The 26,146-nt window shown below is 71.4% G+C and carries 22 protein-coding genes; 14 read left to right on the plus strand and 8 right to left on the minus strand.

Annotated elements, in window-relative coordinates; all coding sequences use genetic code 11:
* Positions 1-26 precede the first annotated feature (26 nt).
* The 3 genes from EHO50_RS02460 to EHO50_RS02470 are packed head-to-tail and all read left to right on the plus strand — an operon-like array spanning position 27 to position 6,810.
* Positions 27-911: a hypothetical protein gene (locus EHO50_RS02460; protein WP_181449536.1), complete on the plus strand. Its 885-nt coding sequence runs from the start codon at positions 27-29 to the stop codon at positions 909-911.
* Complete coding sequence (locus EHO50_RS02465) at positions 908-5,113, plus strand: AAA family ATPase (protein WP_128428119.1); 4,206 nt, start codon at positions 908-910, stop codon at positions 5,111-5,113. The genes EHO50_RS02460 and EHO50_RS02465 overlap by 4 nt, the downstream gene beginning before the upstream one ends.
* A gap of 32 nt (positions 5,114-5,145) precedes the next feature.
* Entirely contained in the window at positions 5,146-6,810 is a 1,665-nt protein-coding gene (locus tag EHO50_RS02470; RefSeq protein WP_425472113.1) for a hypothetical protein, read from the plus strand.
* Positions 6,811-7,393: 583 nt separating this feature from the next.
* Here EHO50_RS02470 and EHO50_RS02475 read toward each other — a convergent pair.
* Entirely contained in the window at positions 7,394-9,448 is a 2,055-nt protein-coding gene (locus EHO50_RS02475) for a bifunctional glycosyltransferase 87/phosphatase PAP2 family protein (RefSeq protein WP_128428121.1), read from the minus strand.
* 308 nt (positions 9,449-9,756) lie between these two features.
* Between EHO50_RS02475 and EHO50_RS02480 the strand changes: the two genes are divergently transcribed.
* Positions 9,757-10,935 (plus strand): DUF2330 domain-containing protein, encoded by a 1,179-nt coding sequence (locus tag EHO50_RS02480; protein ID WP_128428122.1) that lies wholly within the window; start codon positions 9,757-9,759, stop codon positions 10,933-10,935.
* Between the two features lie 149 nt (positions 10,936-11,084).
* Positions 11,085-11,756, plus strand: coding sequence for an O-methyltransferase (locus tag EHO50_RS02485; RefSeq protein ID WP_128428123.1), 672 nt, complete (start codon positions 11,085-11,087; stop codon positions 11,754-11,756).
* A gap of 31 nt (positions 11,757-11,787) precedes the next feature.
* Here EHO50_RS02485 and EHO50_RS02490 read toward each other — a convergent pair whose 3' ends face one another.
* Positions 11,788-12,180 carry an FHA domain-containing protein gene (locus EHO50_RS02490; protein WP_128428124.1) on the minus strand — a complete coding sequence of 131 codons (393 nt, stop codon included), beginning with the start codon at positions 12,178-12,180 and terminating at the stop codon, positions 11,788-11,790.
* Positions 12,181-12,278: 98 nt separating this feature from the next.
* Between EHO50_RS02490 and EHO50_RS02495 the strand changes: the two genes are divergently transcribed.
* A complete protein-coding gene (locus EHO50_RS02495) occupies positions 12,279-12,737 on the plus strand; it encodes a DnaJ family domain-containing protein (RefSeq protein WP_128428125.1) in 459 nt (152 codons plus the stop codon).
* Here EHO50_RS02495 and EHO50_RS02500 read toward each other — a convergent pair.
* Positions 12,726-13,052, minus strand: coding sequence for a hypothetical protein (locus tag EHO50_RS02500; protein ID WP_128428126.1), 327 nt, complete (start codon positions 13,050-13,052; stop codon positions 12,726-12,728). The genes EHO50_RS02495 and EHO50_RS02500 overlap by 12 nt on opposite strands.
* 5 nt (positions 13,053-13,057) lie before the next feature.
* A complete protein-coding gene (locus tag EHO50_RS02505; protein ID WP_128428127.1) occupies positions 13,058-13,627 on the minus strand; it encodes a hypothetical protein in 570 nt (189 codons plus the stop codon).
* Positions 13,628-13,746: 119 nt separating this feature from the next.
* Here EHO50_RS02505 and EHO50_RS02510 point away from each other — a divergent pair, with 119 nt between their 5' ends.
* On the plus strand, positions 13,747-14,235 hold the full coding sequence (locus EHO50_RS02510; RefSeq protein ID WP_128428128.1) for a GNAT family N-acetyltransferase: 489 nt from the start codon (positions 13,747-13,749) through the stop codon (positions 14,233-14,235).
* 228 nt (positions 14,236-14,463) lie between these two features.
* Here EHO50_RS02510 and EHO50_RS02515 read toward each other — a convergent pair whose 3' ends face one another.
* Positions 14,464-16,521: an MDR family MFS transporter gene (locus EHO50_RS02515; RefSeq protein ID WP_128428936.1), complete on the minus strand. Its 2,058-nt coding sequence runs from the start codon at positions 16,519-16,521 to the stop codon at positions 14,464-14,466.
* A 244-nt stretch (positions 16,522-16,765) separates the two neighbouring features.
* Here EHO50_RS02515 and EHO50_RS02520 point away from each other — a divergent pair, with 244 nt between their 5' ends.
* Entirely contained in the window at positions 16,766-17,743 is a 978-nt protein-coding gene (locus EHO50_RS02520) for a peptidoglycan-binding domain-containing protein (protein ID WP_246101046.1), read from the plus strand.
* A 205-nt stretch (positions 17,744-17,948) separates the two neighbouring features.
* Here EHO50_RS02520 and EHO50_RS02525 read toward each other — a convergent pair whose 3' ends face one another.
* The gene (locus tag EHO50_RS02525; RefSeq protein WP_128428129.1) at positions 17,949-18,626 is read right to left on the minus strand and encodes an HAD family hydrolase; all 678 of its coding nucleotides are present in this window, start codon (positions 18,624-18,626) and stop codon (positions 17,949-17,951) included.
* A gap of 184 nt (positions 18,627-18,810) precedes the next feature.
* Positions 18,811-19,392, minus strand: coding sequence for a TMEM165/GDT1 family protein (locus EHO50_RS02530; RefSeq protein WP_128428130.1), 582 nt, complete (start codon positions 19,390-19,392; stop codon positions 18,811-18,813).
* 44 nt (positions 19,393-19,436) lie between these two features.
* Between EHO50_RS02530 and EHO50_RS43855 the strand changes: the two genes are divergently transcribed.
* The 6 genes from EHO50_RS43855 to EHO50_RS02555 all read left to right on the plus strand — a co-directional run bounded on the left by EHO50_RS43855 (position 19,437) and on the right by EHO50_RS02555 (position 25,799).
* Positions 19,437-19,580 carry a hypothetical protein gene (locus tag EHO50_RS43855; RefSeq protein WP_164904733.1) on the plus strand — a complete coding sequence of 48 codons (144 nt, stop codon included), beginning with the start codon at positions 19,437-19,439 and terminating at the stop codon, positions 19,578-19,580.
* 195 nt (positions 19,581-19,775) lie between these two features.
* Positions 19,776-20,420, plus strand: coding sequence for an HNH endonuclease family protein (locus EHO50_RS02535; protein ID WP_128428131.1), 645 nt, complete (start codon positions 19,776-19,778; stop codon positions 20,418-20,420).
* A gap of 109 nt (positions 20,421-20,529) precedes the next feature.
* Positions 20,530-22,170: an alkaline phosphatase D family protein gene (locus tag EHO50_RS02540; protein WP_128428132.1), complete on the plus strand. Its 1,641-nt coding sequence runs from the start codon at positions 20,530-20,532 to the stop codon at positions 22,168-22,170.
* Positions 22,171-22,476: 306 nt separating this feature from the next.
* Complete coding sequence (locus EHO50_RS02545; protein ID WP_246100994.1) at positions 22,477-24,417, plus strand: FAD/NAD(P)-binding protein; 1,941 nt, start codon at positions 22,477-22,479, stop codon at positions 24,415-24,417.
* Between the two features lie 90 nt (positions 24,418-24,507).
* Entirely contained in the window at positions 24,508-24,945 is a 438-nt protein-coding gene (locus EHO50_RS02550; protein WP_128428134.1) for a DoxX family protein, read from the plus strand.
* A gap of 233 nt (positions 24,946-25,178) precedes the next feature.
* Positions 25,179-25,799, plus strand: a complete 621-nt coding sequence (locus EHO50_RS02555) for a DedA family protein (RefSeq protein WP_128428135.1) — start codon at positions 25,179-25,181, stop codon at positions 25,797-25,799.
* Between the two features lie 94 nt (positions 25,800-25,893).
* On the opposite strand, the gene EHO50_RS02560 is transcribed toward EHO50_RS02555, so the two are convergent.
* A complete protein-coding gene (locus EHO50_RS02560) occupies positions 25,894-26,127 on the minus strand; it encodes a DUF2277 domain-containing protein (protein WP_128428136.1) in 234 nt (77 codons plus the stop codon).
* Positions 26,128-26,146: the final 19 nt, after the last annotated feature.

A 26,146-nucleotide genomic window follows, 5' to 3' on the forward strand; every position in this document is an offset into this window, starting at 1 on the left:
CTCGGGGGAACGGGGCAGACGGGGCGATGGCGCGAATCGTCGGTGTGCACGGGGTGGGCAAGCAGCGGCTGGGCGGCAACACGCTCCTGAAGGACTGGGAACCGGCGCTCGCGGACGGCCTCGACCGGGCGGGTGGCATACGCCTGGGCCCGGGCGAGATGCGGATGGCCTTCTACGGCGACCTGTTCCGCCCTCCGGGCCACACCCTGGCCATCGGGGACCCGATGTTCACGGCCGACGACATCGACGACGAGGGTTTCGAAGGCTTCGAGGCCGAGCTGCTGCTGGAGTGGTGGACGGAGGCCGCCCGGACCGATCCGGCGGTACCACCGCCCGGTGCGACGGACACGCTGACGCGTTCACCGAGGGCCGTACAGACGGCACTACGGGTACTCCAGCACTCCCGCTTCTTCGCCGACATCTCCCTGCGGGCCCTCGTGTTCGACCTGAAGCAGGTGCGTCGCTATCTGACGGACGACGACTTGAGGGCTGCGGCGCGGGGTCGGGTGGAGGAGGCGATCGGGCCGGACACCCGGGTCGTCGTCGCGCACTCGCTGGGCTCGGTCGTGGCGTACGAGGCGCTGTGCGCACGGCCCGGCCACCAGGTGCGGGCGCTGGTGACGCTGGGCTCGCCGCTGGGGATGCGGATGGTGTACGACCGGCTCCGACCCGAACCGGGCGGCTGGCCCTCCACGTCGACGTGGACGAACGTCGTCGACGAGGGCGATGTGGTGGCGGCGGTGAAGGACCTGTCGCTGTTCTTCGGCACGGGAGTGACGGGGAAGGGAGTGGCGGGGATGGGAGTGGTGGGGAAGGTCGTCCACAACGGTTCGCACGCCCACGACGCCACCCTCTACCTCACCGCGAAGGAAACGGGCGATGCGGTCGCCGAGGGGCTGGGTACGCCATGAGCGGGAGCGACCCCCGGCGCTTTCTGATCGCGACCGCGGTCAGCCACTACCCGCACGCGCCGGAGTGGGACCGGCCGGGCCTCGTCGAAGCGCGCCGCGAGATCGTGGAGCTGTTCACCACCAAGCTCGGCTACGAGCACGTGTCCGACCTGGGCGCGAACCCGACCCAGCACCAACTACTGCGGGAGATCCGGGAATTCTGTCGCTCGCCGGAGCGGCGGCCGGACGACATCGTCGCCGTGTACCTCACCGCGCACGGTGAACTCCTGCGCGCCGAGGACGAGTACGTCCTGCTCACCTCGGACACCCGCCCCGAGGACCTGCACGACGCGCTGCAGCCGGACCTGCTGGTCCGCAAGATCCTCGCCGGGACGAAGGTGCGGCGGCTGCTGCTGATGCTCGACACCTGCTACTCCGGGCAGGGCGGCAACGAACTGCTCGCGGCGATGGCGAAGTTGAAGAGCAACTGGCGTGAGCAGGACGCGGGCCTGGCGGTGATCACGTCGACCCAGCCGTACGAACTCGCCCGGACCGGCGCCTTCCCCGAGCTGCTGTCGGAGGCGGTGACCAGCCTCGCCACCGCCGGATACACACCCGAGCTGCTGGCCCTGGACGCGGTGGTCAACGCCACGCGCAACAACCCCAAGCGCCCCGACCACCAGCGGATCGGCCTGGAGATCATCGGCCTGACCGGCGAGATCCCGCCGTTCCTGCCCAACGCCAAGCACAGCAGGCAGCTGTCCCACACCGACCTGGCCCTGCAACGGGCCGCCGAGTGGGACGAGCAGGACAAGCGGCGGGACGTGGAGTTCCGGACGCGGTTGCTGCGGCGGGCGATGGGGCACCGGGACGAGGACCGGGTGGGCTGGTGGTTCTCGGGTCGGCATCGGGCGCTGACGGACATCACGGGCTGGCTCGGTGAACTGCCCGACGATCGGCCCGCGTTGGTGGTCACCGGCGATCCCGGTTCCGGGAAGACGGCCGTGCTGGGGCTGTTGGCCGCCGTGAGCGATCCGGAGTACCGGCGGACGGTGCCGTTGTCGAGCCTGGGGTTGAGCGCGGAGCTGTTGCCGGCCCCGAGGGCGATCCGTACGGCGGTGTACGCCCAGAACCTCACCGACCAGCAGGTGCTGAACGCGCTGGCGGCTGCCTTGCGGCTGCCGCAGGCGGAAACCGTGGCGGATCTGCTGAACCACCTCAACGCCGGGCCTGAGTCCGATCGACCTCGGGTGGTGCTGATCGACGGCCTGGACGAGGCGGCCACGCCGAACGCGCTGTGCGGCCAGGTACTGCGACCGCTCATGGAGCTTGCGGGGGCCCGCTTGAGGTTGCTCCTGGGCACCCGACCTCATCTCCTGGCCGCGCTGGGCCTGGAGCGGGAGGACCAGGTCGACCTCGACTCGCCCCGGTACGCCGATCCGCAGGCCGTACTGGCTTACGCGGTCCGCAACTTGATCGACGCCCACCCCAAGTCGCCGTATCTGGACTGCGGGAACGGTCTGCGGTTCGCCGTCGCGCAGGCGGTGGCCGCGGCAGCCGGCCACTCCTTCCTCGTCGCCCGCATCACGGCCGGCACCCTGGCCGCGACGCCCACGCTGCCCGACCCCGGGGACGCCGGCTGGCGCAGGTCACTTCCGAGTGCCGCGGCCGACGCCGTGCACCGCGACCTGCACCAGCGGTTCGGTGCGGGCGCCGCGCGCATCCTGGACCTGCTGCGGCCGTTGGCGTACGCCGAGGGACAGGGGCTGCCGTGGGAGGACATCTGGGCGCCGGTCGCCTCGGGGTTGTCGGGGCGGCCGTACACGAACGAGGACCTGCACCAGCTGCGGCGGGATGCGGGGGCGTACGTGGTGGAGGCCGTCGAGGACGGGCGGTCGGTGTACCGGCTGTACCACGAGGCGATGGCGGAGTACCTGCGGCAGGGGCAGGATGCGGGGAGTGTGCACCGGGGGTTCACCGCGGCTCTGCGGCGGGCGGTGCCGTACCAGTTGGACGGGTCACCGGACTGGGGGCGGGCACATCCGTATGCGCTGCGGCATCTGGCGACGCATGCGGTCCACGCCGGGCTGCTGGACGATCTGGTGGCCGACCTCGACTACCTGGTCCACGCGAACTGCGACACGCTCGCCGTCCACCTGCTGAGGGCCGGGAGTGACGCCGCGCGACTCCATGCCGCGATCTACCTCGCGTCCGTCAAGGTCCACCGCGACCTGGGCCCGGAGGGCCGCCGCCGCGTCCTCGCGGTGGACGCCGCCCGGTGCAATGTGCCGTCCGTCCTGGAGGAGCTCAACGGCAAGGTGGCCGGGCGGGTGTGGAGGCCGTTCGCCGCCTCCGGATCGGAGGTCTCGGCCAACGTGCACAGCATCCTCCTCAGCGACGCGGACGGTGGGGGTGCCGTGGCCACTGCCGTGCTGGACGGCCGTCCGGTCGTCGTCGCCGGATCCGCCGACGGGACGGTGCGCGTCTGGGACCTCACCACCGGCCGGCCCCTCGGACAGCCGCTGTCCGGGCACACCGAGGCCGTGAGCGCCGTGGCCTGCGCGGAACTGGACCGCGCCCCCATCGCCGTCACCGGGGCGGAGGACGGGACGGTGCTCGTCTGGGACCTGACCGCCTGCCGGCCCCTGGGAGAACCACTGACCGGCCACACCAGTGGCGTGACCGCCGTGGCCTGCGCGGAACTGGACCACGGCCCCATCGCCGTCACCGCGTCCGGTGACAGGACGGTACGCGTGTGGGACCTCACCACCGGCCGGTTCCTGGGCAAGCTGGGAGAACACGCCCGCGGCGTGAGCTCGGTGGCATGCGCGGTCGTACGGGGGAAGCCGGTCGCCGTCACCTCCGACTCCGGCAACTCACTTCGGGTGTGGGACCTGGCGACGCTGCGCGAGCGGGGCCGGCTCCAGGGCGACGGAGAGATCTGGGTCCTGACGCTGGTGTGCACAGAGGTGGACGGCCGCCCGGTCGCCGTCGGATCCGCGTACGACGAGACGGTGCGCCTGTGGGATCTGGAGACGGGTGAGCTGCTGGCCCAGCGGCACGGCCCCGAGGACTGGGCGATGGCCGTCGCCTGTGCGGAGCTGCACGGACGACCGGTGGCGATCACCGCCTCCTATGACTCCACCTTCCGGATCTGGGACCTGAAATCCCACGAGCTCGTGGGGCCCCCGCTGGGAGGCCGGTTGGATCCCGTGCACTTGGCGCCGGCATCGGTGGGCGGACAACTCGTCGCCGTCACCGGCTGTTTCGACGACACCCTCCGGGTCTGGGACCTGTCCCCACGTCAGGCGGTCGGCCGACCGGTGCTCGGTCACACCAAGGACGTCCAGGCCATGGACCTCGCCGTACTGCGGGACAGACCGGTCGTCGTCACGGGCGCCGACGACCGCACGGTGCGCGTGTGGGACCTGGCCACGGGTCTGCCCGTGGGTGAACCGATGGGCGAACACACCAGCGAGGTGTGGTCGGTCGCCTGCACGCTGCTCGGCGACCGGCCGGTCGCCGTCACGAGTTGTCTCGACGACACGGTGCGGGTGTGGGACCTCGAAACGGGCCAGGCCGCGTGCCCGCCGCTCACCACCCCCGGGGACTTCGTGACTCAGCTGGCGTGCACCGTCCTGGACGGCCGCCCCGTCGTCGTCGGCGGCACCCTCGAAGCGGTGTGGGTGTGGGAACTCCCGTCGGGCCGGGCCGTCCACCCGCCTCTCAGACGGCACAGGGCGCCGGTGCGGGCGGTGGCATGCACCCTGCGGCACGGCCGCCCGGTCGCCGTCACCGGCGCGGAGGACTGGACGGTGCGGATGTGGGATCTGACCACCGGCCGTCCCATCGGGGAGCCCGAACGCGGCCTGTGGACCCGGGCCATCGCCTGCACGCTGCTCGACGACCTCCCGGTGGCGGTGATCTGCTCGCGTGACGGCTCGGTGCGGGTGTGGGACCTGGAAACGGGACTGCTGCCCTTGGGGCCGCCGATGACAGGCCATACCGATGCCGTGGTCGACGTCGCGTGCACCGTCCTGGACGGCCGCCCGGTCGCCGTCACCGCCTCCCGGGACAGCACGATCCGCGTCTGGGACCTCGACAGCTTCAGCACGGTGGAGGTCATCCAGGTCCCCGGCCCCTGCACCGCTCTCACCATCAACGGAACCGGCCTGCTGGCCTGCGCGTTCGGAAGTGACGTCGCCGTCTTCGCCCGCCGATGAACGCTTCCCCCCAATTCCACGTCTACGCTCACGTGGCCCAAGCCGAGCAACTCACCCGCGCCCCAGCCCCGCAGACGGCGCCCCCTGCCCAGAATCAGCCGCTGCGCACGTTCTGGGACCGCCACCGAGTCCCGCTCCAGGCCACGCTCCCCACCGTCCCCCTCTACGCGCTCTGGTGGGCGTTCCTCGCCACCGGGGGCGGCGACCTGGCAGCCCAGTACGCCTGGGCCGGCTTCGCGGAGCGGCACGGCGGTTCGGCCTACAACCTCTTCTGGTACGGCGGCACGCACACCGCCAACTACAGCCTGATATCGCCGTACTTGATGGCCGCGCTGGGCGTCCGCGCGGTCACCGTCGTCTCGGGGCTCGCCGCCACCTGGCTCGCGGCGGTCCTCATCACCCGCGCCAAGGGCGTCCGAAGACCCGTCGGCCCCGCCCTGCTCGCCGCCTTCGCCCTGTGGTGCAACGTGGCCTCCGGCCGCACCACCTTCGCCCTCGGCGTCGCCTTCGGACTCGCCGCCTGCCTGATGCTCACCCGTGAGCGGCGGATCGTCCTCGCCGCCGTCTACGCCGCCCTCGCGACCATGGCCAGCCCGGTGGCGGGCCTCTTCCTCGCCGTCGTCGGCGCCGCCTTCCTCGCCACCCGCGAACACGCCCGCGCCCTCGCCCTCCTCGTCCCGCCCGCCGTGACCGTCGGCGCGACGACCCTCCTCTTCCCCTTCAAGGGCGAGCAGTTGATGTTCGCGGGCCGAATATGGCCGCCGTTCTTCCTGGGCCTCGCCCTCACCTTCCTCGCCCCCCGCACCTGGCGCATCGCCCGCTGGAGCGGTGCCGTCTACGCGGCCGGGACGGTCCTGACGTACCTCGTCGCCTCGCCCATCGGCACGAACGTCGAGCGGTTCGCGGAGCTGTTCGCGCCGGCCGCGATCCTCGCCGCGTTGCTCGCCCTGCCCCGCGTCCACCGGCGCCACCCCGGCCTGCACAAGCTCCGCCGGAACCTCCTCGTCGTCGCCCTCGTCTTCTCCGTCGCCTGGGTCGGCAAGAAGACCGGCGACGACCTCTACGTCTCCACGCGGGTGCCCGCCTGGGCCGCCGAGACCCACGGAGTGGTCCGCGCCCTGGACCGCCTCGGCGCCGACCGCACCCGAGTCGAGGTCGTCCCGGCCCGCAACCACCGCGAGGCCAGCGGGCTCGCCCCGCACGTCAACATGGCCCGCGGCTGGAACCGGCAGCTCGACATGGAGCGGGCCCGCCTGTTCTACGACGGCTCCTTCTCGCCCGCCACCTACCGGGCGTGGCTGGACCGCTGGGCCGTCGGCTTCGTCGTGCTGCCCCTGGGCAGGCCCGACGGCTACGCCAAGGTCGAGGCGCAGCTCATCCGCGAACAACGGCCCGAGTGGCTGGAGCCGGTGTGGCAGGACGCCCACTGGCGGGTCTACCGCGTCCGCAACGCGGTCCCCCTCGTGACCGCCCCGGCGAGCATCGTCTCGACGTCCAGCGCCGACATCGTCGTACACATGCCGAACGCCGGAACGACAACCCTCCGCGTGGCCTACTCCCCCTGGCTCCACACCGACGGCGACGCCTGCCTCACCCAACAGGGCGAATTCACCCGCCTCACGACCAGGGCCCCCGGCGAGTACCGCATCAGCTCGGAGTACGCCGCCCCCGCACCGGAGCCGGAGGGCCACTGCTGACCACCTACGCGGTCACGCCCGCTCACACGGCCGCCCCGACATCGCCGCAAGAACGCGGCCGCCCGAAACAGCCCCTCGCCCACCCTTACCCGCCCCGCCACCGACCAGCTCGGAACCCGGCCCCTCCCAGAGCCGAAAAGCCGCTGCTGCCCTCCTCCGCCCGGGCCGCCCCGGGCACGCGGCCACCGACGCCCGCAAGCATCACGCCGACATCACCGCACGAATACGGCAGACCAGAACTAACCGCCTTACGCACAGCCCCCACCACGAACCCACACCCCGGCCGGCACCGATCAGCCCCGAGCACGACCCCTCACCGGAGCCGGAAAGCCACTGCCAACCTCCCCCGCCCGGACGGCACCGCCCAGGCACGCGGCCGCCACCCACCGCCTCCACCAGCACCCACCGACGACCGCAAGCATCACGCCGACATCACCGCACGAATACGGCAGACCAGAACTACCGCCTTACGCACAGCCCCCACCACGAACCCACACCCCGGCCGCCACCAATCAGCCCCGAGCACGCCCCCTCACCGGAGCCGGAAAGCCACTGCTGACCACCTCCGCATGCGCACCCCCGATCAGCTCGGCGTACGGTCCTTCACCGGAGTCGGGGAGTTGCTGTTGGGCTGGGCCGCCTCCGGCGGGGCCGTCCTGGCTCGTGGGCCCTGGAGCAGGTGTGTCATGGCGAAGCCCGCGGCTACGACCATCGCGCCGCCGGCCGCGTCCAGCACCCAGTGGTTGGCGGTGACGACGATCGCGGTGACCGTGAACAGGGGGTGGAGGAGGCCGAGGGCCTTCATCCACCACCTGGGGGCGAGGATGAGGATCACGAGGCCGCACCACAGGGACCAGCCGAAGTGCAGGGACGGCATCGCCGCGTACTGGTTGGTGAGTTCGGTCAGCGTGCCGTAGTCGGGCTGGGTGAAGTCCTGCGGGCCGTGGACGGTGTCGATGAAGCCGAGGCCGGGCATCAGGCGGGGCGGGGCCAGGGGGTAGAGCCAGAAGCCGAGCAGGGCGAAGACGGTGGCGAAGCCGATCGCCGAGCGGGCCCAGCGGTAGTCGACCGGGCGGCGCCAGTACAGGACGCCGAGTATGGCGAGCGGGACGCCGAAGTGGAACGACTCGTAGTAGAAGTCGAAGAAGTCGCGGAGCCAGTCGACCTTCACCACGGCGTGGTTGGCCCAGTACTCGATGTCGATGTGCAGGGCGCGTTCGATGGAGTGGATCTCCGCGCCGTGCTCCTCGGCGGTGACCCGGCCCGCCGAGTTGGAGCCGCCGGCCGCGGCGAGGCGGATCTGGGCGTACGCGTAGTAGGTGACCCGGATCAGCAACAGCTCGAAGAGCAGGTTCGGGCGGGTGATCACCCGGCGCAGGGACTGCACCAGCGGGATCTGCTGGAAGCGGGAGGGGACGGGGTCGGCGTACCGCGTCGGGATCGGCGTCTGCCAGTACGGCGACGTGCGCGACAGGAACGGCACGACGGCGGCCGTGGCGAGCGCGGCCAGGAGGACGAGGTCCGCACGGAGAGGATGGAAGACCACCTTGTCCGGCACCATCATCTTCGCGGGCAGCGTCATCACCAGGACGACGGCGACCGGCCATACGTACCGGTCGGAGGCCCGTTTGCCGACCTGCCCGACGATCGCGAGCAGTACCCACAGCAGCTGGTGCTGCCAGGCGGTGGGGGACATGACGATCGCCGCGCAGCCGGTGATCGCGACGGCGAGGAGGAGCTGTCCGTCGTGGGCGTAGCGCACGGCGCGGCGCAGCGCGAGGACGGCGACGGCGGCGCCGAGGAGCAGGAAGAGGACGATCTCCAGCGGGCCGGTCAGCCCCAGCCGCAGCAGGGCGCCGTGCAGGGACTGGTTGGCGAGGTCGTCGGCACGGCCACCGAGACCGACACCGCCCATGTGGTGCACCCAGTACGTGTACGAGTCGTGCGGCATCGCCACCACCGCGAGCACCGTGCTCGCGGCGAACGTGGCCCCCGTGGAGGCTGCGGCCCGGCGGCGGCCGGTGAACCACAGCAGCGGGGTGAACAGCAGCAGGGTCGGCTGGAGCGCGGCCGCGAGGCCGATGAGCACGCCGCTGGCCCGCTCGCCGCGCACGACGAAGCAGCCGACCAGGACGAGCAGCACCGGCATGATGCTGGTCTGGCCGAGGTAGAGGGTGTTGCGCACCGGCAGCGACAGCATGAGCAGGCTGATCGCGACGGGCGCGGCGAGCAGCGAGGTCCGTCTGCTCACCGGCTGCGGCAGGGCACGGGCGGCGACCAGGCCGAGCGCGGCGACGAGCAGCAGGGTGCCGAACGTCCAGCCCCAGCCGAGGGCCTGCTCGGCGGCGCGGGTGAGCGGCTTGAGGACGAGCCCGCCGAACGGCGTACCGGTGAACTGCGTCGAGTCGTACAGCGAGCCCTTCACATGCAGGACGCCGGCCGGGCCGACCCAGGTCTCCAGATCCGTCAGCCGCTCCCCGGACGGGGTGCTGAGGACGACGGCCAGCTGCCGTACGCCGAGAATCGTGGCGACCAGCCACAGGCCGAGGCGCGCCACGCGCAGGCGTGCCTGAACCGTGCCGACGGCCGTGGCTCCGACTGCCTCCGCCGGTCGCCCACCGTGATCCGCATTCGCCACGCCTCGCAGGCCTCCCGCCCCGGTCGTCCCACACGTCCCACGCGTAAGGAATCGTCACGAACCCTGAGAGGCCCGCACCACCCCCGGGAGAGACGCAGGCAACCCCGTCTTCACCTGACGTCTGCTCTCCTTTTGTCCGGATGACGATAGTCGGGGGCGAGTTCGCTCGCCTCCCGTGGGTCCCTCAAGTGGCGCGGAGTCGTTCACATCGCGGGACCGGCCCCCGGAACCGGATCATCCGCCGTACCGTCTGAAGCCCGGGCGTCGGCACGACGGAGGGACTTGCGGGGATGGAGGGGCTGCGCACGATGGCCGAGTTACTGCGGGAAGGGGTACGGAGGCGGGCCCGAAGCCGAGTCCTCACCCTCGTCCTGACGCTGCTCGCCCTCCAGCTCGGACAGCTCGTGTCGCCCGCGTGGGCGTGCGGCTGCGGGGCCATGGTGCCCGGTGACGCGCGGCGCGTGACGGTCGGCCGTGAGGAGTCCGTGGTCCGCTGGGACGGGACGCGGGAGCAGGTCGTGATGCGGCTGACCGTCCGCGGGGACGCCGAGCGGGTCGCGTGGATCATGCCGGTGCCGCGGCGGGCGACGGTCCGGCTCGGCGACCCGGTCCTCTTCGACGAACTGCACGACGTCACCGCCCCCGTGCACCGCGACCGGTACCACTTCTGGCCCCAGGACGGCGACTGGCCCCTGGTGACCGGCGACCGCACGGGCGGCGGCCCGCGCGGGCCCCGGTTCGGCGCCGGACGTGCACCTGCCGTGGACGTGGTCGGCCGACAGCGGCTCGGCCCCTTCGACGTGGCCCGGCTGACCGCCACCGACCCGGGCGCCCTCGACGGCTGGCTGGACAGCAACGGCTTCGCCCTGCCGCCCCGCCTGGCCGGCGCCCTGCGGCCGTACGTCCAAAAGCGCTGGGAGTACGTCGCCGTCAAACTGGCCCCCGCCACCACCGGCGAGCCGCTGACCGGCACCCTGGACCCGCTGCACCTCACCTTCCGGGCCGACGAACCGGTCTACCCGATGCGCCTGTCCCGCCTCGCCGAGACACCGCAGTCACTGGGCCTGTACGTCCTCGCCGCGCACCGTATGGAACCGGCGTCCCGCATCGGCGGCGAACGCCCCCGCGTCACCTACGCCGGCCGGGTGACGGCGAAGTCCGGCCCGCTGGCCGAGTTGGCGGCGGGCGCACCGTTCCTCACCTCGATCGGCCAGGAGTTCCCGTACCCCGACCGGATCTCCGACGACCACGTGCTGCGCCGGGCGGCGGCCGACGACACCTTCCAGCAGGTGATCCACGAGGACCGGCTGCGCACGGTGGCCGGCATCCCGGCGTGGCTGCTGACGGTGACGGGCGGCCCCGCCCTGGCCGCGGCGACGGCGGTGGTGCTGGCCGTACGGCGGTCCCGCCGCCCGAAGGCACCGGCGCCCCCGCCACCGCCACCACCGGCCCCGCCCCAGGCGCAGCCGCCTGCGCCAGTCGGCTGAATCCACGATCCTGGAATCCCGGACGGGGAACGGAAATGCCCGACAAGGGAAATCCCTGACAGGGAACGGGGCACGCGACTATATTCGTTAGGGCATCTAGTTAGCGATTCTACTTACTGCTTCTAACTAGCCATACGAAAGGCAAGGCGATGAGCGAGTCGCAGCTCTGGGACGACGTCGACGAGTATTTCTCCGCCCACCTCTCACCCGAGGACGACACCCTCCAGGCAGCCCTGCGTGACAGCGACGCGGCCGAGCTCCCGCAGATCAGCGTCACCCCGACCCAGGGCAAGTTCCTCCACCTCCTGGCCCAGATCCAGGGCGCCCGCAACATCCTGGAGATCGGCACGCTCGGCGGCTACAGCACCATCTGGCTGGCCCGCGCCCTGCCCGCCGACGGCCGCCTGATCTCCCTGGAGTACAGCGCCAAGAACGCCGAGGTCGCCACCCGCAACATCGCGCGGGCGGGCCTGGACAGGATCGTCGAGGTGCGGATCGGCCCGGCCCTGGAGTCGCTGCCCAAGCTGGCCGACGAGAACCCGGCCCCCTTCGACCTGGTCTTCATCGACGCCGACAAGGCCAACAACCCCCACTACGTCGACTGGGCCCTCAGGCTCACGAGCACCGGCAGCCTGATCGTCGTGGACAACGTGGTGCGCGGCGGCCGGGTCGCCGACCCGGACGCCACCGCACCGGACGTCCGGGGCACCCGCGCCGCCATCGAACTGATCGGCAGCCACCCGAGGTTGAGCGGCACCGCGATCCAGACGGTGGGCAGCAAGGGCTACGACGGCTTCGCACTGGCGCGGGTGCTGGCGTAAGCGGCGCGGCCCTGCCGCCAGGCCCTGGGGATCAAGCCTCGTGATAGAAGCCGACGTTGACGCTGCGCGGCGCCGTACGGTCCTGGATGACGATCTCACCGCTGCCGCCCCTCGGCAGCGGCACCGTCCCGCCGTAGGCGATCGGCTGCGCGTACTCCCCCACCGTCAGCCGCACTTCGGAGGACGGGTCGGGCTGCGAGCCGCGCAGCCAGCTCACCTGCCAGCCACCGTCGGGGCCGCACAGGAACTCCAGGTGGACCCGCGAGACGAACAGCCAGTCGTCGGGCGTCGAGAGCCGGCACACCGTCTTGTCCCGGCCCACCCGCAGCACGGCACCCGGCTCGCTGGGCGCGTCGGCCATGAGCATGCCGGCCGTGGCACCCTCGTCCGCCGCGGACACGGCGGCCATGGTGAGTTCGAGCACGTGCGTTCCTCCTGAAACGTCCTTGTACAGCGGCCGTTTTGGCCACCGACGCCGCATGATAAATCGCCCGGCACCACCGCGTCCGGCACAATGGACTCATGACCGAGCGAAAGCCTCCCGGTGTCCCGTTCGAGTCCTGGGTCGACAAGCAGATCCACGACGCGCAAAGGCGCGGCGACTTCGACAGACTGCCCGGAGCCGGCAAACCCCTGCCGAACGACCTGGAATCCCCGTACGACGAACTGTGGTGGGTCAAACGCAAGATGGCCCGCGAGGGCCTGTCCGTCCTGCCCCCGGGGCTCGCCCTGCGCAAGGAGGCGGAGGACGCGCTGACAGCGGCGTACGCGGCGCCGACGGAGCGGATCGTCCGGAAGATCATCACGGACGTGAACGTCAAGATCCGCGACATGCTGCTGAAGCCACCGCCCGGCCCTCCCTTGGGCCGCAAGCCGTACGACGTGGAAGAGGTCGTACGGGAGTGGCGGGAGCGTCGGGAGGGACGCCGGACGGCAGCTGATTCCGATGTGTCGAACGCTTCCGACGTGTCAGAGGCGTAGCAACCGTTCCGCCAGCTCGCGGTAGTCGCGCAGGGCGAGCCGGAGCTGCTCGGTGTCGGCGGTCTCGTCCGCACTCCCGCCTGCGGCCCCGCCCGTGGCCCCGTCCGTGGCCTGCCAGGACATCCGCAGGGTGCGCCGGCGCTGGGTCATGGCCTCGGTGAAGCGGCCGATGATCTCCTCGACGGCGTGATCGGCCTCCTCGACGGCGGTCCGGGGCTGATCGACGAAGTGGGACACGGCCTGCTGCACCTGCAGTTCGAGTTTGTCGCGCTCGTCGTGTGCGAGGAGCGGAGCAGTTTTCGTGACGTCCGCCATCTTCCTCAACTCCTCGCCGCGTGCCGCTTGTCGGGCACGTGCATCAGATCCTCGAATAGGGCGCGGCCCTCGATCATCGCCTCGCGCATCTCCTCCGTGTCGGGTCGCCCCTCGGGTGCGTGCGCGACCCGATGGACGTGCCGGTAGCCCTGCACATGGTCCGCGTGGTGCACGGAGAGGGCGGACAGCTGCTCCTCGTACTGCGCCCCGTCCGGGAACCCGCGGGCCCGCGCCAGCTCGGCGAGCAGCCGGTCCGCCTCGCCGACCGCCTCCTTGGGCGCGTCGACGAAGTGCTCCTGGGCCTCGGTCCAGCGGGCCTCGAACCGCTCGACCTCGGTCGCCTCCAGTGGCCGCTCCCGCAGCCCGCCGTGCCGCTCCACCCGCTGGGCGAGCTCACGCTCGGCTGCCTCGGCGTCCCCGTCGTGCCGGGCCAGGGCCCGCTCGTATTCGGGCCCGAAGCGCCGCTTCAGCCCCTTGGTGCCCCGCGTACCCCGAGCACGCAGGGCCAGGGCGGCCGCGCCGAGCACGACGACGACCGCAGCAATCACGATCAGAATGATCACGAATGTGGACATGTCTGCCGGGTTGCCCCGAGAACGCCCCTCAAACGGCCCCGAATTCGCCGCATCCCCCGTCGGCCCTGGTGTCATATTCGCTTGCGGGCCCACTGCTTCCCCCTCCGACAATGTCCGGCATGACCTGGACCGTCACCCCGGAACCCCACGACTCCCCCATCGCCACCGCCCTCTGGCGGGCGTACTACACGGAGGTCAGCGACCGCTACTACCTCCTGCACAAAGGCCACCGCACCGACCCGGCCGAGCTGGACCGCGAGATCGCCGCGCACGCTTGGGACGAACTCCAGCCGCCGAAAGGCACGTTGCTGGTGGCCCGCTACGCGGACGAGCCGGCCGGTTCAGCAGGCGTACGCCTCTTGGACGCGGACACCGCCGAACTGAAGCGGGTGTTCATCCACGAGCCGATGCGTGGCAAGGGAGGCGGCCAGGCCCTCGTACGGGCCGCCGAGGCCACGGCCCGATCCTTCGGCGCCACCCGCATGATCCTGGACACGCGCCACGACCTGACAGAGGCCCGCGCCCTGTACACCCGCCTCGGCTACGAGGAGACGCCCCCGCACAACAACGCCGTCTATGCCGAGCACTGGTTCAGCAAGGCCCTTTAGGCAACTCGCGCGTACCCCCACGGGCCCGCAGTCGCGTACGGCGGAAAGGGGACGTGCCGGGGGGTGTCCGCCCGCAGTGGCCGGCGTCAACACGCAGCACCTCTTGGCCTAAGGCGACCGCCGGTCCGAGGACGGACACCCCCCGGCGCGGCCCCGACCCACCCACCGAACCCTGGGCGCTACGCGCACCCCCACCGAACAGCAACGGGCCGCCGCAGGCATCCCGGCTCAACCACCGGAGGTACCCGGTTGCTCACGATCCGACCCGCACAGCTCCTCGTTCAGCTCCTTCACCAACTGGACCAGATCGGTAGGCCGATCCGGCCCCCACCAGTCACCCAGCAACTCGGCGAACGACTCCTCCCGCACCCGAGCCAACCGCTCGGCAACCTCCCGCCCCCTGTCCGTCAGCACAAGGTCAAGCCCTTCACGGACAGCCAACCGCCGCCCCTCCACCTGCCGAGCGGCGTCAAGAATCACAGGCAGCGGCACAGCGCTGCGCTCGGCGAGCACCGCCGGCTCCACCCAGCCGTACTTCTTGGTCCGCAGCAGCAGCCAACTGGCCGCGGGCAGCAGGTCGTACCCGGCCCGCTCGGTGATCTTCCGGTACACCTCACGCCGCCCCTCCCGCGTACCGAGCACGGACAACGCCCGGCACACCTCGTCGTACGACGACCGCTCGACGGGGTTGCTGGCCAGCGTCTCGGTCACATCGGGGGCGGTCACGGACCCCCGCAGTTTGTCCTCACGCAGTAGCCAGGCCAGCACGAACCCCACCAGCGCCACAGGAGCGGCGTACAGGAACACGTCGGTGATCGAGGTCGCGTACGCCTCCAGCGCGGCCGGCCGCAGCCCGGCCGGCAGTTCGGCGATGTCGCGCGGATCCGCCTCGAGCCCCTCCAGCGAAACACCAGCCGGAAGCTCAACCCCCCGAAACGCATCGATGAGCTTGTCATCGAGCCGATTGGCGAAGATCGTGCCGAAGATGGCGACGCCGAACGAGGCCCCGATGGACCGGAAGAACGTCGCCCCGGAGGTGGCGACGCCGAGATCCTCGTACGAGACGGCGTTCTGCACGATCAGCACCAGCACCTGCATGACCAGCCCGAGCCCCAGTCCGAAGACGAAGAAGTAGACACTCATCGCCCAGGTGGAGCTGTCCATGTCGAGCCGGTGCAGCAGCAACAAGCCGAGCGTGGTGACCCCGGTCCCGGCGATCGGGAACACCTTCCAGCGTCCGGTACGGCTGACGATCTGCCCGGATCCGGTGGACGACAGCAGCATGCCGACGACCATCGGCAGCATGTGCACCCCGGACATGGTCGGGCTGACCCCCTGCACGACCTGGAGGAACGTCGGCAGATAGGTCATCGCGCCGAACATGGCGAACCCGACGATGAAGCTGATGACAGCGGACAGCGTGAAGGTCCGCACGCGGAACAGCTTGAGCGGCAGCACTGGTTCCGCGGCCCGGCGCTCCACGGCGACGAAAGCGACGGCGAGCACAGCCCCGAGGACGGCGAGCCCGACGACCTGCGCCGACCCCCAGCCCCACGTCGTCCCCCCGAGGGACGCCACCAGCACCAGACAGGTGGCAACGGCGGCGATCAGAAACGTGCCGAGGTAGTCGATGACATGCCGCGTCGCCTTGTGCGGAATGCGCAGCACACCGGCGATGACGACGAGCGCGACGACCCCGACCGGCAGGTTGACGTAGAACACCCACCGCCAGCTCAGATGTTCGGTGAACACCCCACCCAGCAGCGGCCCCAGCACACTGCTCGCCCCGAACACGGCACCGAACAGCCCCTGATACCGCCCGCGTTCACGGGGCGGGACGAGGTCACCGACGATCGCCATGGACAGCACGATGAGCCCGCCGCCACCGAGCCCCTGCACGGCCCGGAAGGCGATGAGCTGAGCCATGTCCTGCGCCACGCCGCACAGCGCGGAACCGACGAGAAAGATCACGATCGCGATCTGGAAGAGCCGCTTGCGCCCGTACTGGTCACCGAGCTTGCCCCACAGCGGAGTCGCGGCGGTGGACGCCAGCAGATACGCGGTCACGACCCACGACAGGTGATCCAGGCCGCCGAGGTCGCTGACGATGGTCGGCAGCGCGGTCGACACGATGGTCTGGTCGAGGGCGGCGAGCAGCATGCCGAGAAGCAGCGCGCCGATGGAGACGAGGACGTTGCCGGGCACGTTCTCGTGCGTCTCGACTCCCCGCTTCGGGGGCTGCGCGTCACGCACATTTCCCGTCATACCGTGCGCGTCCCCGGCCATGAAGACCTCCCGAGCGAGTCGTTGCCCCTCCATACCCCTCCCATCGTGATCGCTGTGCCCCGTTATGGCCTGTCGAGTCCGTTTGGAAGGGGTCCTTCCGGGGGTTGGGGAGGCGGCGTGAGGAACGTCTGCATAATCTGGGGAGTTCGCGAGGGGAGGGGACGAACGCGTGACAGAGCCGAGGGGAACCGAGGGAGCGAAGGGTCCGAAGGACCTGGACGGCCCGGACAGCCCTGACAGCCCGATCAGGCCAGGCGGCCCGGATGGCCCGGACGGCCCTGATGGCCACCTTTGCCCGGAGTGCGGTGCGCCGAGAGCGGCCGACAACACCCCGTCGTGCGGCTGCGGGCAACGCGTCTCCGAGGCCCTGCGCGATGCCCGTACGGCGGAGGCGGCCGCGGCGGAGGACTTCGATCCGCTGCGCATACGCCCGTACGTCGAGCTGGAGGGCGACGGCGAAACGATGCCGCTACTGGCGGTACCGCCGACGGCACCGCCCCTCACCCCCCTGTCCCCGCCGGCGACGACACCGAGCGCACGGGACCTGAGCCTGTTCGAGCCGGACACGGCCGTGTACGAGGAAGACGACAGGGACGGGACGCGGCGCGCGAGGGCCGGCCACCGCCGTACGCGTACGGCCCTGCTGGGCGTGGGCGGAGCGCTCGTGGCCGTACTGGCGGCGGCAGGCTTGGCGAGCGGCCTGTTCACGTACGAGACGCCGTCACGGGACAAGGCACTGCCGGACGACGTACGGGCGAGCGTCCCGGTGCCGTCGACCAGCGAGGCCTCCGAGGAGCCCTCCCCGGCCGGGACGTCGGCACAGCCGGCACCTCCGCCCGCGCCCCCCTCGCCCGCGGAGAGCGAGTCCCCCTCACCGTCTCCGTCGAGGTCGAGCGCGTCCCCGACGCCATCGCGCTCGGCCGAACCGACGACGGCCCCCTCGACAGCCGAAGCCACGGACTCCCAGGAGGAATCCGCCGCCGCCCTGGCGCCAGAACCCCCGACCCTCAGCCGCGGCGACCGGGGCCCCGAGGTCACGGAACTGGAACTCCGCCTGACCCAACTCGGCCTCTACACGAGGAAGGCGAGCGGCAACTACAACGAGGGCGTCGAGGACGCGGTCAGCAGATACCAGTGGGCACGGGGAGTCCAGCCGCAGGAATACGGGGTGTACGACCTGGCGACGAGGGAGAAGCTGGAGTCGGAGACGACAGAACCGTGACGCTGCGCTAGCAGAGCCGGGGCCTGAGAGCTCGGGGCTTCACGTTCATCGGCGGCTGCGGGTCGCGTGTGGCCGGTCGCGCAGTTCCCCGCGCCCCTGGGTTGGCTGCAGTGCAGCGTCCCAAGGGGCGCGGGGAACTGCGCGAGCAACCGAACGCGACCCGCACCCGCGATCCGGCCGGAAGCCCCGAGCTCTCAGGCGAGCCCTAGGCGACGTACAGCCGAATCTCCCCACCCGCCGCAGCCTCGACCCGCACCTGCCGCAGGTCGGCCACGACCACATCCGGCCCATGAAGCCCGGCCCGCGGCCCGACCCCCACCACCCGCATCCCCGCGGAGCGCCCCGCCTCGATCCCGGCAGCCGAGTCCTCGAAGACGACGCAATCCGCCGGCGCGACCCCCAACTCGGCCGCCCCCTTCAAAAACCCCTCCGGGTCGGGCTTGCTCGCGCCCACCGACTCCGCGGTCACCCGCACCTCCGGCAGCTCCAGCCCGGCCGCGGCCATCCGCGCCGTGGACAGCGGGACGTCGGCCGACGTCACCAGCGCATGCGGCAGCCCCCGCAGCGAGGCCAGAAACTCCGGGGCCCCCGGGATCGGCACCACGCCCGCCACATCCGCCGTCTCCTCGGCGAGCATGCGCGCGTTGTCCGCGTGGTTCTGCTCCATCGGCCGCTCCGGCAGCAGCAGCGCCATCGAGGCGTACCCCTGCCGCCCGTGCACGACCTTCATCACCTCGTCCCCGTCCAGCCCGTGCCGCTCGGCCCAGCGACGCCAGATCCGTTCCACGACGGCGTCCGAGTTGACGAGGGTGCCGTCCATGTCGAGCAGGAGGGCACGGGCGGTGAGCACAGTGGGCGTGGTGGGCACGGTGGTGGCCGGCATCGGCAGCTCCAGGGCGAGGGGCACCGGGGGTACAGGGGTGGCCCCCGGGAGGGACAAGGTGGCCCCGCCCGCCGGTCAGGGAAAACGGGCGGGAACCACTTTGTTCCCCTACGGTACAAAACCGAGCCCCGATCCCGCTACCGCCTCCAGAAACCGTTCACCCACAGTTCAGCTCGGCCCGGACTCACCCGGCGATCGCCTCCCACAGGCTCCACACCCCGAGCCCCAGCATCAGCACCGCCGCGACCTTGGTGATGAGCACCAGCGGAATCCGCTTCATCAGGGCCTTTCCGCCGACGATGCCGAGCCCGGCGACCGCCCACAGCGCCAGCACCGCGCCGAGCCCGACCGACAGCGGATCGTCGTAGCGCGCCGCGAGGTTCGCCGTCATGATCTGCGTCAGATCCCCGAACTCGGCGACCAGGATGAGCATGAACCCGGCCCCGGACACCTTCCAGAAGGACTGGTTCTCCGGCTTGCGGATCTCGTCCTCGTCCTCGTCCTTCTTCATGAGCAGCACGGCCGCGCCGGCCAGGAAGAGCACACCGGTCAGCGCGTGCACGATCTGCTGCGGCAGCAGCGTCAGCACGCTGCCGGCCGCCACGGCCAGCGCGACATGCACCGCGAACGCGGCGGCGACGCCGGCGAAGACGTAGGAGGCGCGATAGCGCGTACCGAGGACGAGCCCGGCGAGCGCGGTCTTGTCGGGCAGTTCGGCAAGGAAGACGACGCCGAAGACGACCGCCGTCACGGTGAAGCTGATCAAGGTTCCTCAATCGGTCGGGCTGCCCCGCCGAGAGCATTGTGCGCATGATCACTGCGCTGCGACACCTCGGCACGGCAGCGCACTCGTCGCCCGTGCCGTACGACACAGGCGTGCACTGCTTGCCGAAGGTCTCGCTGGCCGACCCCATGAACGAGGTCTGCCTCCGGGCGCCGGCTCAGGCGAGCTGAGCAGTATGTCGACGGTCCGGCGAAGAGCTACTCCCCTTCTGCGCACACCATGATACGAGATCGTTTCGCCATAAACCTTGTTATGTCATGCACGCGTCACTAACTTCTTACCGGACGCACACCTCCCGGCAATACGGCGTGGCGAGCATTCGATCGCTCGCTCGCCAACACCCCCACCTCCCAAGGGAGTTCGCAATGTCGAAGTTCTACGCGCGTCGACGGGTCAGCATACTCGCGGCCCTCAGCGGCCTCATAGCCTCCGTCGCCCTTTTCAACGCCCCGGCCGCCTCCGCGGCGCTCCCCACGCCGGTCAGCGGCGCCACCGCCCGCAGCTACCTGGCCCAGCTCACCGTGGCCACCGAGGACCGCACCGGCTACGACCGCGACCTCTTCCCGCACTGGATCACCCAGTCCGGCACCTGCAACACCCGCGAGGTCGTCCTGAAGCGCGACGGCACGAACGTCGTCCAGGACTCCTCCTGCGCCGCGACCAGCGGCAGCTGGTACTCCGTCTACGAAGGCGCCACCTGGACCGCCGCCTCCGACCTCGACATCGACCACCTCGTCCCGCTGGCCGAGGCCTGGGACTCCGGTGCCGACAGTTGGACCACCTCCCAGCGCCAGGCCTTCGCCAACGACCTGACCCGCCCCCAGCTGATCGCCGTCACCGACAACGTCAACCAGGCCAAGGGCGACCAGGACCCCGCCACCTGGATGCCGTCGCGCACGGCCTACCGCTGCACCTACGTGCGCGCCTGGGTGCAGGTGAAGTACTACTACGACCTCTCGGTCGACTCGGCGGAGAAGTCCGCCCTGACGAACTACCTCGCGAGCTGCTGACGACTCAGCCAGGACGTACTGACGGAGTTCGGCAAACCGTGATCTGCGGAACCTCGCCGTTCCCCTCCGTCGTTCCGTACCGTACGGGGCGACGGAGGAGGGCGATCACGTGGCCGAACTGCGCCTGGGTCCACTGCTGAGGTACGCCGACGGCTCGTCCGCGACCGTCTGGGTCGAGGCGAGCCGTCCGTGCACCGCCGAGGTGCGCGGCGCGGAGGGCGCCCACGGCGAGTCCCGTACCTTCCAGATCGCCGGCCATCACTACGCCCTGATCGCCGTCACAGGCCTCACCCCGGGCACGGCACAGTCGTACGAGGTCCTCCTCGACGGCATGCGCGTGTGGCCGCTCCCCGAATCCCCCTTCCCGCCCTCCGTCATCCGCACCCCGGCCGACGGCGACCCCGTCCGCCTCGCCTTCGGCTCCTGCCGCTGGGCCGCGCCGCCGGCCGGCGAACCGGACCCGGTCGGACCGGACGCCCTGGACACGCTGGCCGCGCGGATCGCCGCCGAGCCGGACGGTGAGCGGCCGGACGTGCTGGTCCTGCTGGGCGACCAGGTGTACGCCGACGAGACCTCCAAGGCGACCAGGCGCTGGCTGGCCGCGCGCCGCGACCTGAGCGAGCCGCCGGGCGACGAGGTCGCCGACTACGAGGAGTACACCCGGCTGTACTACGAATCGTGGCTCGACCCCGAGGTGCGCTGGCTGCTGTCCACCGTGCCCAGCTGCATGATCTTCGACGACCACGACGTCATCGACGACTGGAACACCTCGGCCGCCTGGCTCGCCGACGTGCGGGAAACGAGCTGGTGGCGGGAGCGGCTGCTCAGCGGGCTGATGTCGTACTGGGTGCACCAGCACCTGGGGAATCTCACGCCGGACGAACTGGCCACCGACCCGCTCTACGCCGCCGTACGCGAAACCCCCGACGGCACCGACCTGTTGCGCTCCTTCGCCTGCGAGGCGGACGCCGATCCGGCCTCCGTCCGCTGGAGCTACCGGCGCGACTTCGGCCGGGTGCGGCTGCTGATGGTGGACACGCGGGCGGCCCGGGTGCTCGACGAGGACGCACGCTCCATGCTCGACCCGGGCGAGGAGCGGTGGCTGCGCGAGCAGGCGCTCGAAGGGCGGGGTTCGTACGACCACCTCCTCATCGGCACCTCCCTGCCCTGGCTGCTGCCGCACCTGGTGCACGACGCCGAGGCGTGGAACGCGGCCCTGTGCCGGGGCGGGCGCGGGGAGCGCTGGGCGCGGTTCGGGGAGGATCTGCGGCGGCGGGCGGATCTGGAGCACTGGGCGGCGTTCCCGTCGTCCTTCGACGCGCTGGCGGAGCTGATCGCGGAGGCCGGGTCGGGTGCGGGGGCGCCGGCGACGGTGTGCGTGCTGTCGGGGGACGTGCATCACGCGTACGTGGCCGAGCCGACCTGGCCGGCGGGGAAGGGGCCCGACGCCCGGGTCTTCCAGCTGACCTGCTCGCCCGTCCACAACGCCATTCACCTGGCGATCCGGCTCGGCTTCCGCTTCGGCTGGAGCGGGGCGGCCCGGGTGCTCGGCCGGTGGTTCGCGGGGCACGGGGGCTGTCCCCGGCCGCCGATCGACTGGCGCAGGACGGGCGGCCCGTGGTTCGGCAACCAGCTCATGACACTGACGCTGCGCGGGCGTTCGGCGCGGCTGCGGCTGGAGCAGGCGAGGGTGGTTCGCGGAGGCGGGGCGCGACTGAGGACGATTGCGGAGCCGGAACTCGCGCCGTGAGACCGTGCGCCTGAGAACTCGGGGCGTTCGGTGCGATGGCGGCTGCGGGTTGTGTGGGGTTGCTCGCGCAGTTCCCCGCGCCCCTTTAGGTCGGCTGTGCCGCAGCCCACCCAGGGGCGCGGGGAACTGCGCGACCAGCCACACATGACCCGCAGCCGCCGACGAACCCAAATCCCCCCGAACCCACCGCGGAGTCTGTGACGCTCGTGATGCATCCCACACTCACACACCCCAAGGCTCGGCCAGCCCCGCTCCCGACGGCATGATGAGCCGGACCGTCCGCTTCCATCCCCGCGGATCGCTCCAATGCGCCCCACACGCCCGGGAGTCACCCTTTTGTCTGCACCGCCCTCCGCACCGACCCCGGACTCCCCCACGGTCTCCGTCGCCCTGGTCGGCGCCGGCCCCCGCGGCACCAGCGCCCTGGAACGCCTCTGCGCCTCGGCTCCCGAACTCCTCCCGCCCGGGGTGCGTCTCACGGTCCATGTGATCGACGCGGCGCCGCCCGGCCCCGGGCGCGTGTGGCGGACCGCGCAGTCGCCCGAGCTGCTGATGAACACGGTGTCCTCGCAGGTCACGCTGTTCACCGACGACAGCGTGGACTGCTCGGGCCCGGTCCGGCCCGGCCCCAGCCTCCACGACTGGGCGGCCGGCTCACTGGGCCCGGACGAGTACCCGACCCGTGCGCACTACGGCCGGTACCTGGAGTGGGTGTTCGCGAAGGTCGTCCGCGAGGCGCCCCCGGCGATACACGTCGAGACCTGCGCGGCCCGTGCGGTACGGCTCGACGACGCGCCCGACGGCCGCCAGGTCCTCACCCTCGACGACGGCCGCACCCTGCCCGGCCTGTCCGCCGTGGTCCTGGCACAGGGACATCTACCGACGGCCGCCGACGCGACCCAGCGCCACCTCGCCGCGTACGCCGAGCGCCACGGCCTGCGCTACGTGCCGCCCGCGAACCCCGCCGACGTCGACCTCTCCCCCGTATCCCCCGGCGAACCGGTGCTGCTGCGCGGCCTGGGGCTCAATTTCTTCGACCACATGGCCCTGTTGACGACGGGGCGCGGCGGCCGCTTCGTCCACGATGGTGAGGGGCTGCGCTATCTGCCGTCCGGCAACGAGCCGCGGCTGTACGCCGGTTCGCGGCGCGGCATCCCGTACCAGGCGCGCGGCGACAACGCGAAGGGGCCGTACGGCCGCCATCTTCCGCTCGTACTGACGCCCGAGGTGATCGCCGGCTTCCGCAAGCGCGCGGAGTCGGGCGAGGCGCCGGACTTCCTCGCGGAGATATGGCCGTTGGTGGCGAAGGAGGTCGAGACGGTGTACTACACGGCGCTGATACCGCAGGCCCGGCGGCCGGAGTTCGCCGAGCGCTTCCTCGCCGTCCCGCACCGCGACCCCCAAGAGGCGTGCCTGCTCGACGAGTTCGGCGTTCCGGAGTGCGAGCGCTGGAGCTGGGACCGGGTCTCCCGCCCGTACACGGGGTGCGACGTCGCGGATCCCGGCCGGTGGCGTGCCTGGCTGCTGGCGTATCTGCGCGAGGACGCCGCACAGGCCGCCCGGGGCAATGTGCGGGGCCCGCTGAAGTCGGCCCTCGACGTGCTGCGCGACCTGCGCAACGAGCTGCGGCTGATCGTCGACCACGGCGGCCTCACCGGCACCTCGCGCCGGGACCACCTGGACCGCTGGTACACCCCGCTCAACGCCTTCCTGTCCATCGGACCGCCCCGGCGGCGCGTGGAGGAGCTGATGGCCCTGGTGGAGGCGGGCGTGGTGGAGGTGCTCGGGCCCCGGCTCGAGGTGCGGGAGGAGGACGGGGCCTGGGTGGCGCACTCGCCCGAGGTGCCGGGCTCGGCGGTCCGGGCGACGACCCTCGTCGAGGCCCGTCTGCCCGAACCCGATCTGCGCCGCACCGCCGACGACCTGCTGGCCCGGCTGCTGAAGACAGGGCAGTGCCGACCGCACACCGTCGACGGTTACGAAACGGGAGGGCTGGACGTAACACAGCGGCCGTACCGTCTGATCGACCGTCAGGGTCAGGCGCACCCGAGGCGGTTCGCGTTCGGTGTACCCACGGAGGGTGTGCACTGGGTGACGGCGGCGGGGGCTCGGCCGGGTGTGGATTCGGTCACGCTTTCGGACGCGGATGCGGTGGCCAGGGCGGCGCTACGTGCGGTTGTTTCCGGGGCTGGTGGGGATTCCGGGGCCAAGTCTTGGCCGAATGTTGAACTTGCAAGTATTGATTAGGGCTACCTACCGTGGGGGCTACCGATCAGTATCCGTCCCCACACCGTTCCTCATAGGGACGGTAGACATCAGACCGAGGGAGTCCCCCACATGACCGGACGCCTTAACAGCGCCCAGCCTTATGCCATCGGCCTGTTCCGCATAGTCATCGGCCTGCTCTTCGCCTGCCACGGCGCCAACTCGCTCTTCGGCACCTTCGGGGGCCAGACCCCGGACGCCGGCACCTGGCCCGCCTGGTACGCCGCCGTGATCGAACTCGTCGGCGGCAGCCTGGTCCTGCTCGGCCTCGGCACCCGCGCCGCGGCGTTCATCTCCTCCGGCGCCATGGCGTACGCGTACTTCAAGGTCCACCAGCCCCAGGCGCTGTGGCCCATCGAGAACAGCGGCGAAGGTGCCGCCATGTACTGCTGGTCCATGTTCCTGCTGATCTTCACGGGCTCCGGCGCGTTCGGCCTGGACCGGCTGTTCGCCAAGCGTTCCGGGGCGCAGAGCAGGACGGCGGCGGAGCAGACGCCGGTGACGGCCTGACGGCTCAGGCCCCGTGCCCCGTACGACGGCGCCCGTATCCGCGAGGCTCACGCGGATGCGGGCGCCGTTCGCTTTGCGCGTTCGGGGTGAACATGCTGTGCCGAACACACGAGCCCCCGATGAATCCGCTGTCACACCCCCGGCGTACGCTGTATGGCTGTCATAGGCCGCCCCTGCCGCACCCCCACGACGTCGCGGCACGGTCTGGCCACGGGGGACAACGGGGAGTTGCGGTGTTCGAGGGTCTCGGAGACGTGGGTTCGCTGACAGCGGGCCCATGGATCTATGTGGTGGTCGGACTGTCGGTGCTGTTGGACGTGTTCGTCCCGGTCCTGCCCAGCGGGGTCCTGGTGATCACGGCAGCGACGGCGGCGGCCGCGGGCTCGGGCGCCGCGACCGGTCAGGTCCCCGGCGACGTCCCGGACATTCTGGCCCTGACGCTCTGCGCCGCGACGGCGTCCGTCCTGGGCGACCTGGTCGCCTACCGTCTCGCCTGGCGCGGCGGCGCCCGACTGGACCGCGCGATCGCCCGCTCCCGCCGCCTGACATCGGCGCAGGAACGTCTCGGCGCGGCCCTCGCCCGGGGCGGCGGCGCCCTGGTGGTCCTGGCCCGCTTCGCCCCCGCCGGCCGCTCGGTGGTCTCGCTGGGCGCCGGCGCCACACACCGCAGCGCCCGCGACTTCCTCCCCTGGTCGGCCCTGGCAGGCATCACCTGGGCCACCTACAGCGTGGCCCTCGGCTACTTCGGCGCCCAGTGGCTGGGTGCGACATGGCTGGCGACGGCGGTGTCGGTGGCGGCACTGTTCGGCGCCGGGGCAGCGGCGACGTACGTGATGCGCCGGAAGCCGGCGTAGCCGTCACCTGGGCGCATCGAGTGGGCCCATTGGCTGGGCCCATTGGCTGGGCCCACTCACTGGGCGCGTTGACCGGGCGCATTGACTGGGCTCATCAACCAGCCCTGCGCGCCGTCGCGGCCCCCCGCACCTCCAACCCGTCGAGCAGATCGGCCGTGGCCTGCGCGATCACATCGACGGCACGGTCGAAGACCTCCTGGTTGTGCGCGGCCGGGGCCCGGAAGCCGGAGACCTTGCGCACGTACTGCAGGGCGGCGGCCCGGATCTCCTCCTCCGTCGCCTCTTCGGGCAACGCGGGCGGACGAAGCGTCTTGATACTGCGGCACATGTCCAACAGTCTCCCTCGG

It is taken from the genome of Streptomyces cyaneus (assembly GCF_004028635.1).
GTDB classification, from domain to species: domain Bacteria; phylum Actinomycetota; class Actinomycetes; order Streptomycetales; family Streptomycetaceae; genus Streptomyces; species Streptomyces cyaneus.

Bases quoted from the DNA above. Each gene is read 5' to 3' on its own strand.
- EHO50_RS02510 (WP_128428128.1), top strand. From the start codon at position 13,747: ATGACCTGGACCGTCACCCCGGAACCCCACGACTCCCCCATCGCCACC.
- EHO50_RS02545 (WP_246100994.1), top strand. From the start codon at position 22,477: ATGCGCCCCACACGCCCGGGAGTCACCCTTTTGTCTGCACCGCCCTCC.
- EHO50_RS02515 (WP_128428936.1), bottom strand. From the start codon at position 16,521: ATGGCCGGGGACGCGCACGGTATGACGGGAAATGTGCGTGACGCGCAG.
- EHO50_RS02525 (WP_128428129.1), bottom strand. From the start codon at position 18,626: ATGCCGGCCACCACCGTGCCCACCACGCCCACTGTGCTCACCGCCCGT.
- EHO50_RS02480 (WP_128428122.1), top strand. From the start codon at position 9,757: ATGGCCGAGTTACTGCGGGAAGGGGTACGGAGGCGGGCCCGAAGCCGA.
- EHO50_RS02535 (WP_128428131.1), top strand. From the start codon at position 19,776: ATGTCGAAGTTCTACGCGCGTCGACGGGTCAGCATACTCGCGGCCCTC.
- EHO50_RS02465 (WP_128428119.1), top strand. From the start codon at position 908: ATGAGCGGGAGCGACCCCCGGCGCTTTCTGATCGCGACCGCGGTCAGC.
- EHO50_RS02495 (WP_128428125.1), top strand. From the start codon at position 12,279: ATGACCGAGCGAAAGCCTCCCGGTGTCCCGTTCGAGTCCTGGGTCGAC.
- EHO50_RS43855 (WP_164904733.1), top strand. From the start codon at position 19,437: ATGATCACTGCGCTGCGACACCTCGGCACGGCAGCGCACTCGTCGCCC.
- EHO50_RS02505 (WP_128428127.1), bottom strand. From the start codon at position 13,627: ATGTCCACATTCGTGATCATTCTGATCGTGATTGCTGCGGTCGTCGTC.
- EHO50_RS02500 (WP_128428126.1), bottom strand. From the start codon at position 13,052: ATGGCGGACGTCACGAAAACTGCTCCGCTCCTCGCACACGACGAGCGC.
- EHO50_RS02485 (WP_128428123.1), top strand. From the start codon at position 11,085: ATGAGCGAGTCGCAGCTCTGGGACGACGTCGACGAGTATTTCTCCGCC.
- EHO50_RS02560 (WP_128428136.1), bottom strand. From the start codon at position 26,127: ATGTGCCGCAGTATCAAGACGCTTCGTCCGCCCGCGTTGCCCGAAGAG.
- EHO50_RS02550 (WP_128428134.1), top strand. From the start codon at position 24,508: ATGACCGGACGCCTTAACAGCGCCCAGCCTTATGCCATCGGCCTGTTC.
- EHO50_RS02460 (WP_181449536.1), top strand. From the start codon at position 27: ATGGCGCGAATCGTCGGTGTGCACGGGGTGGGCAAGCAGCGGCTGGGC.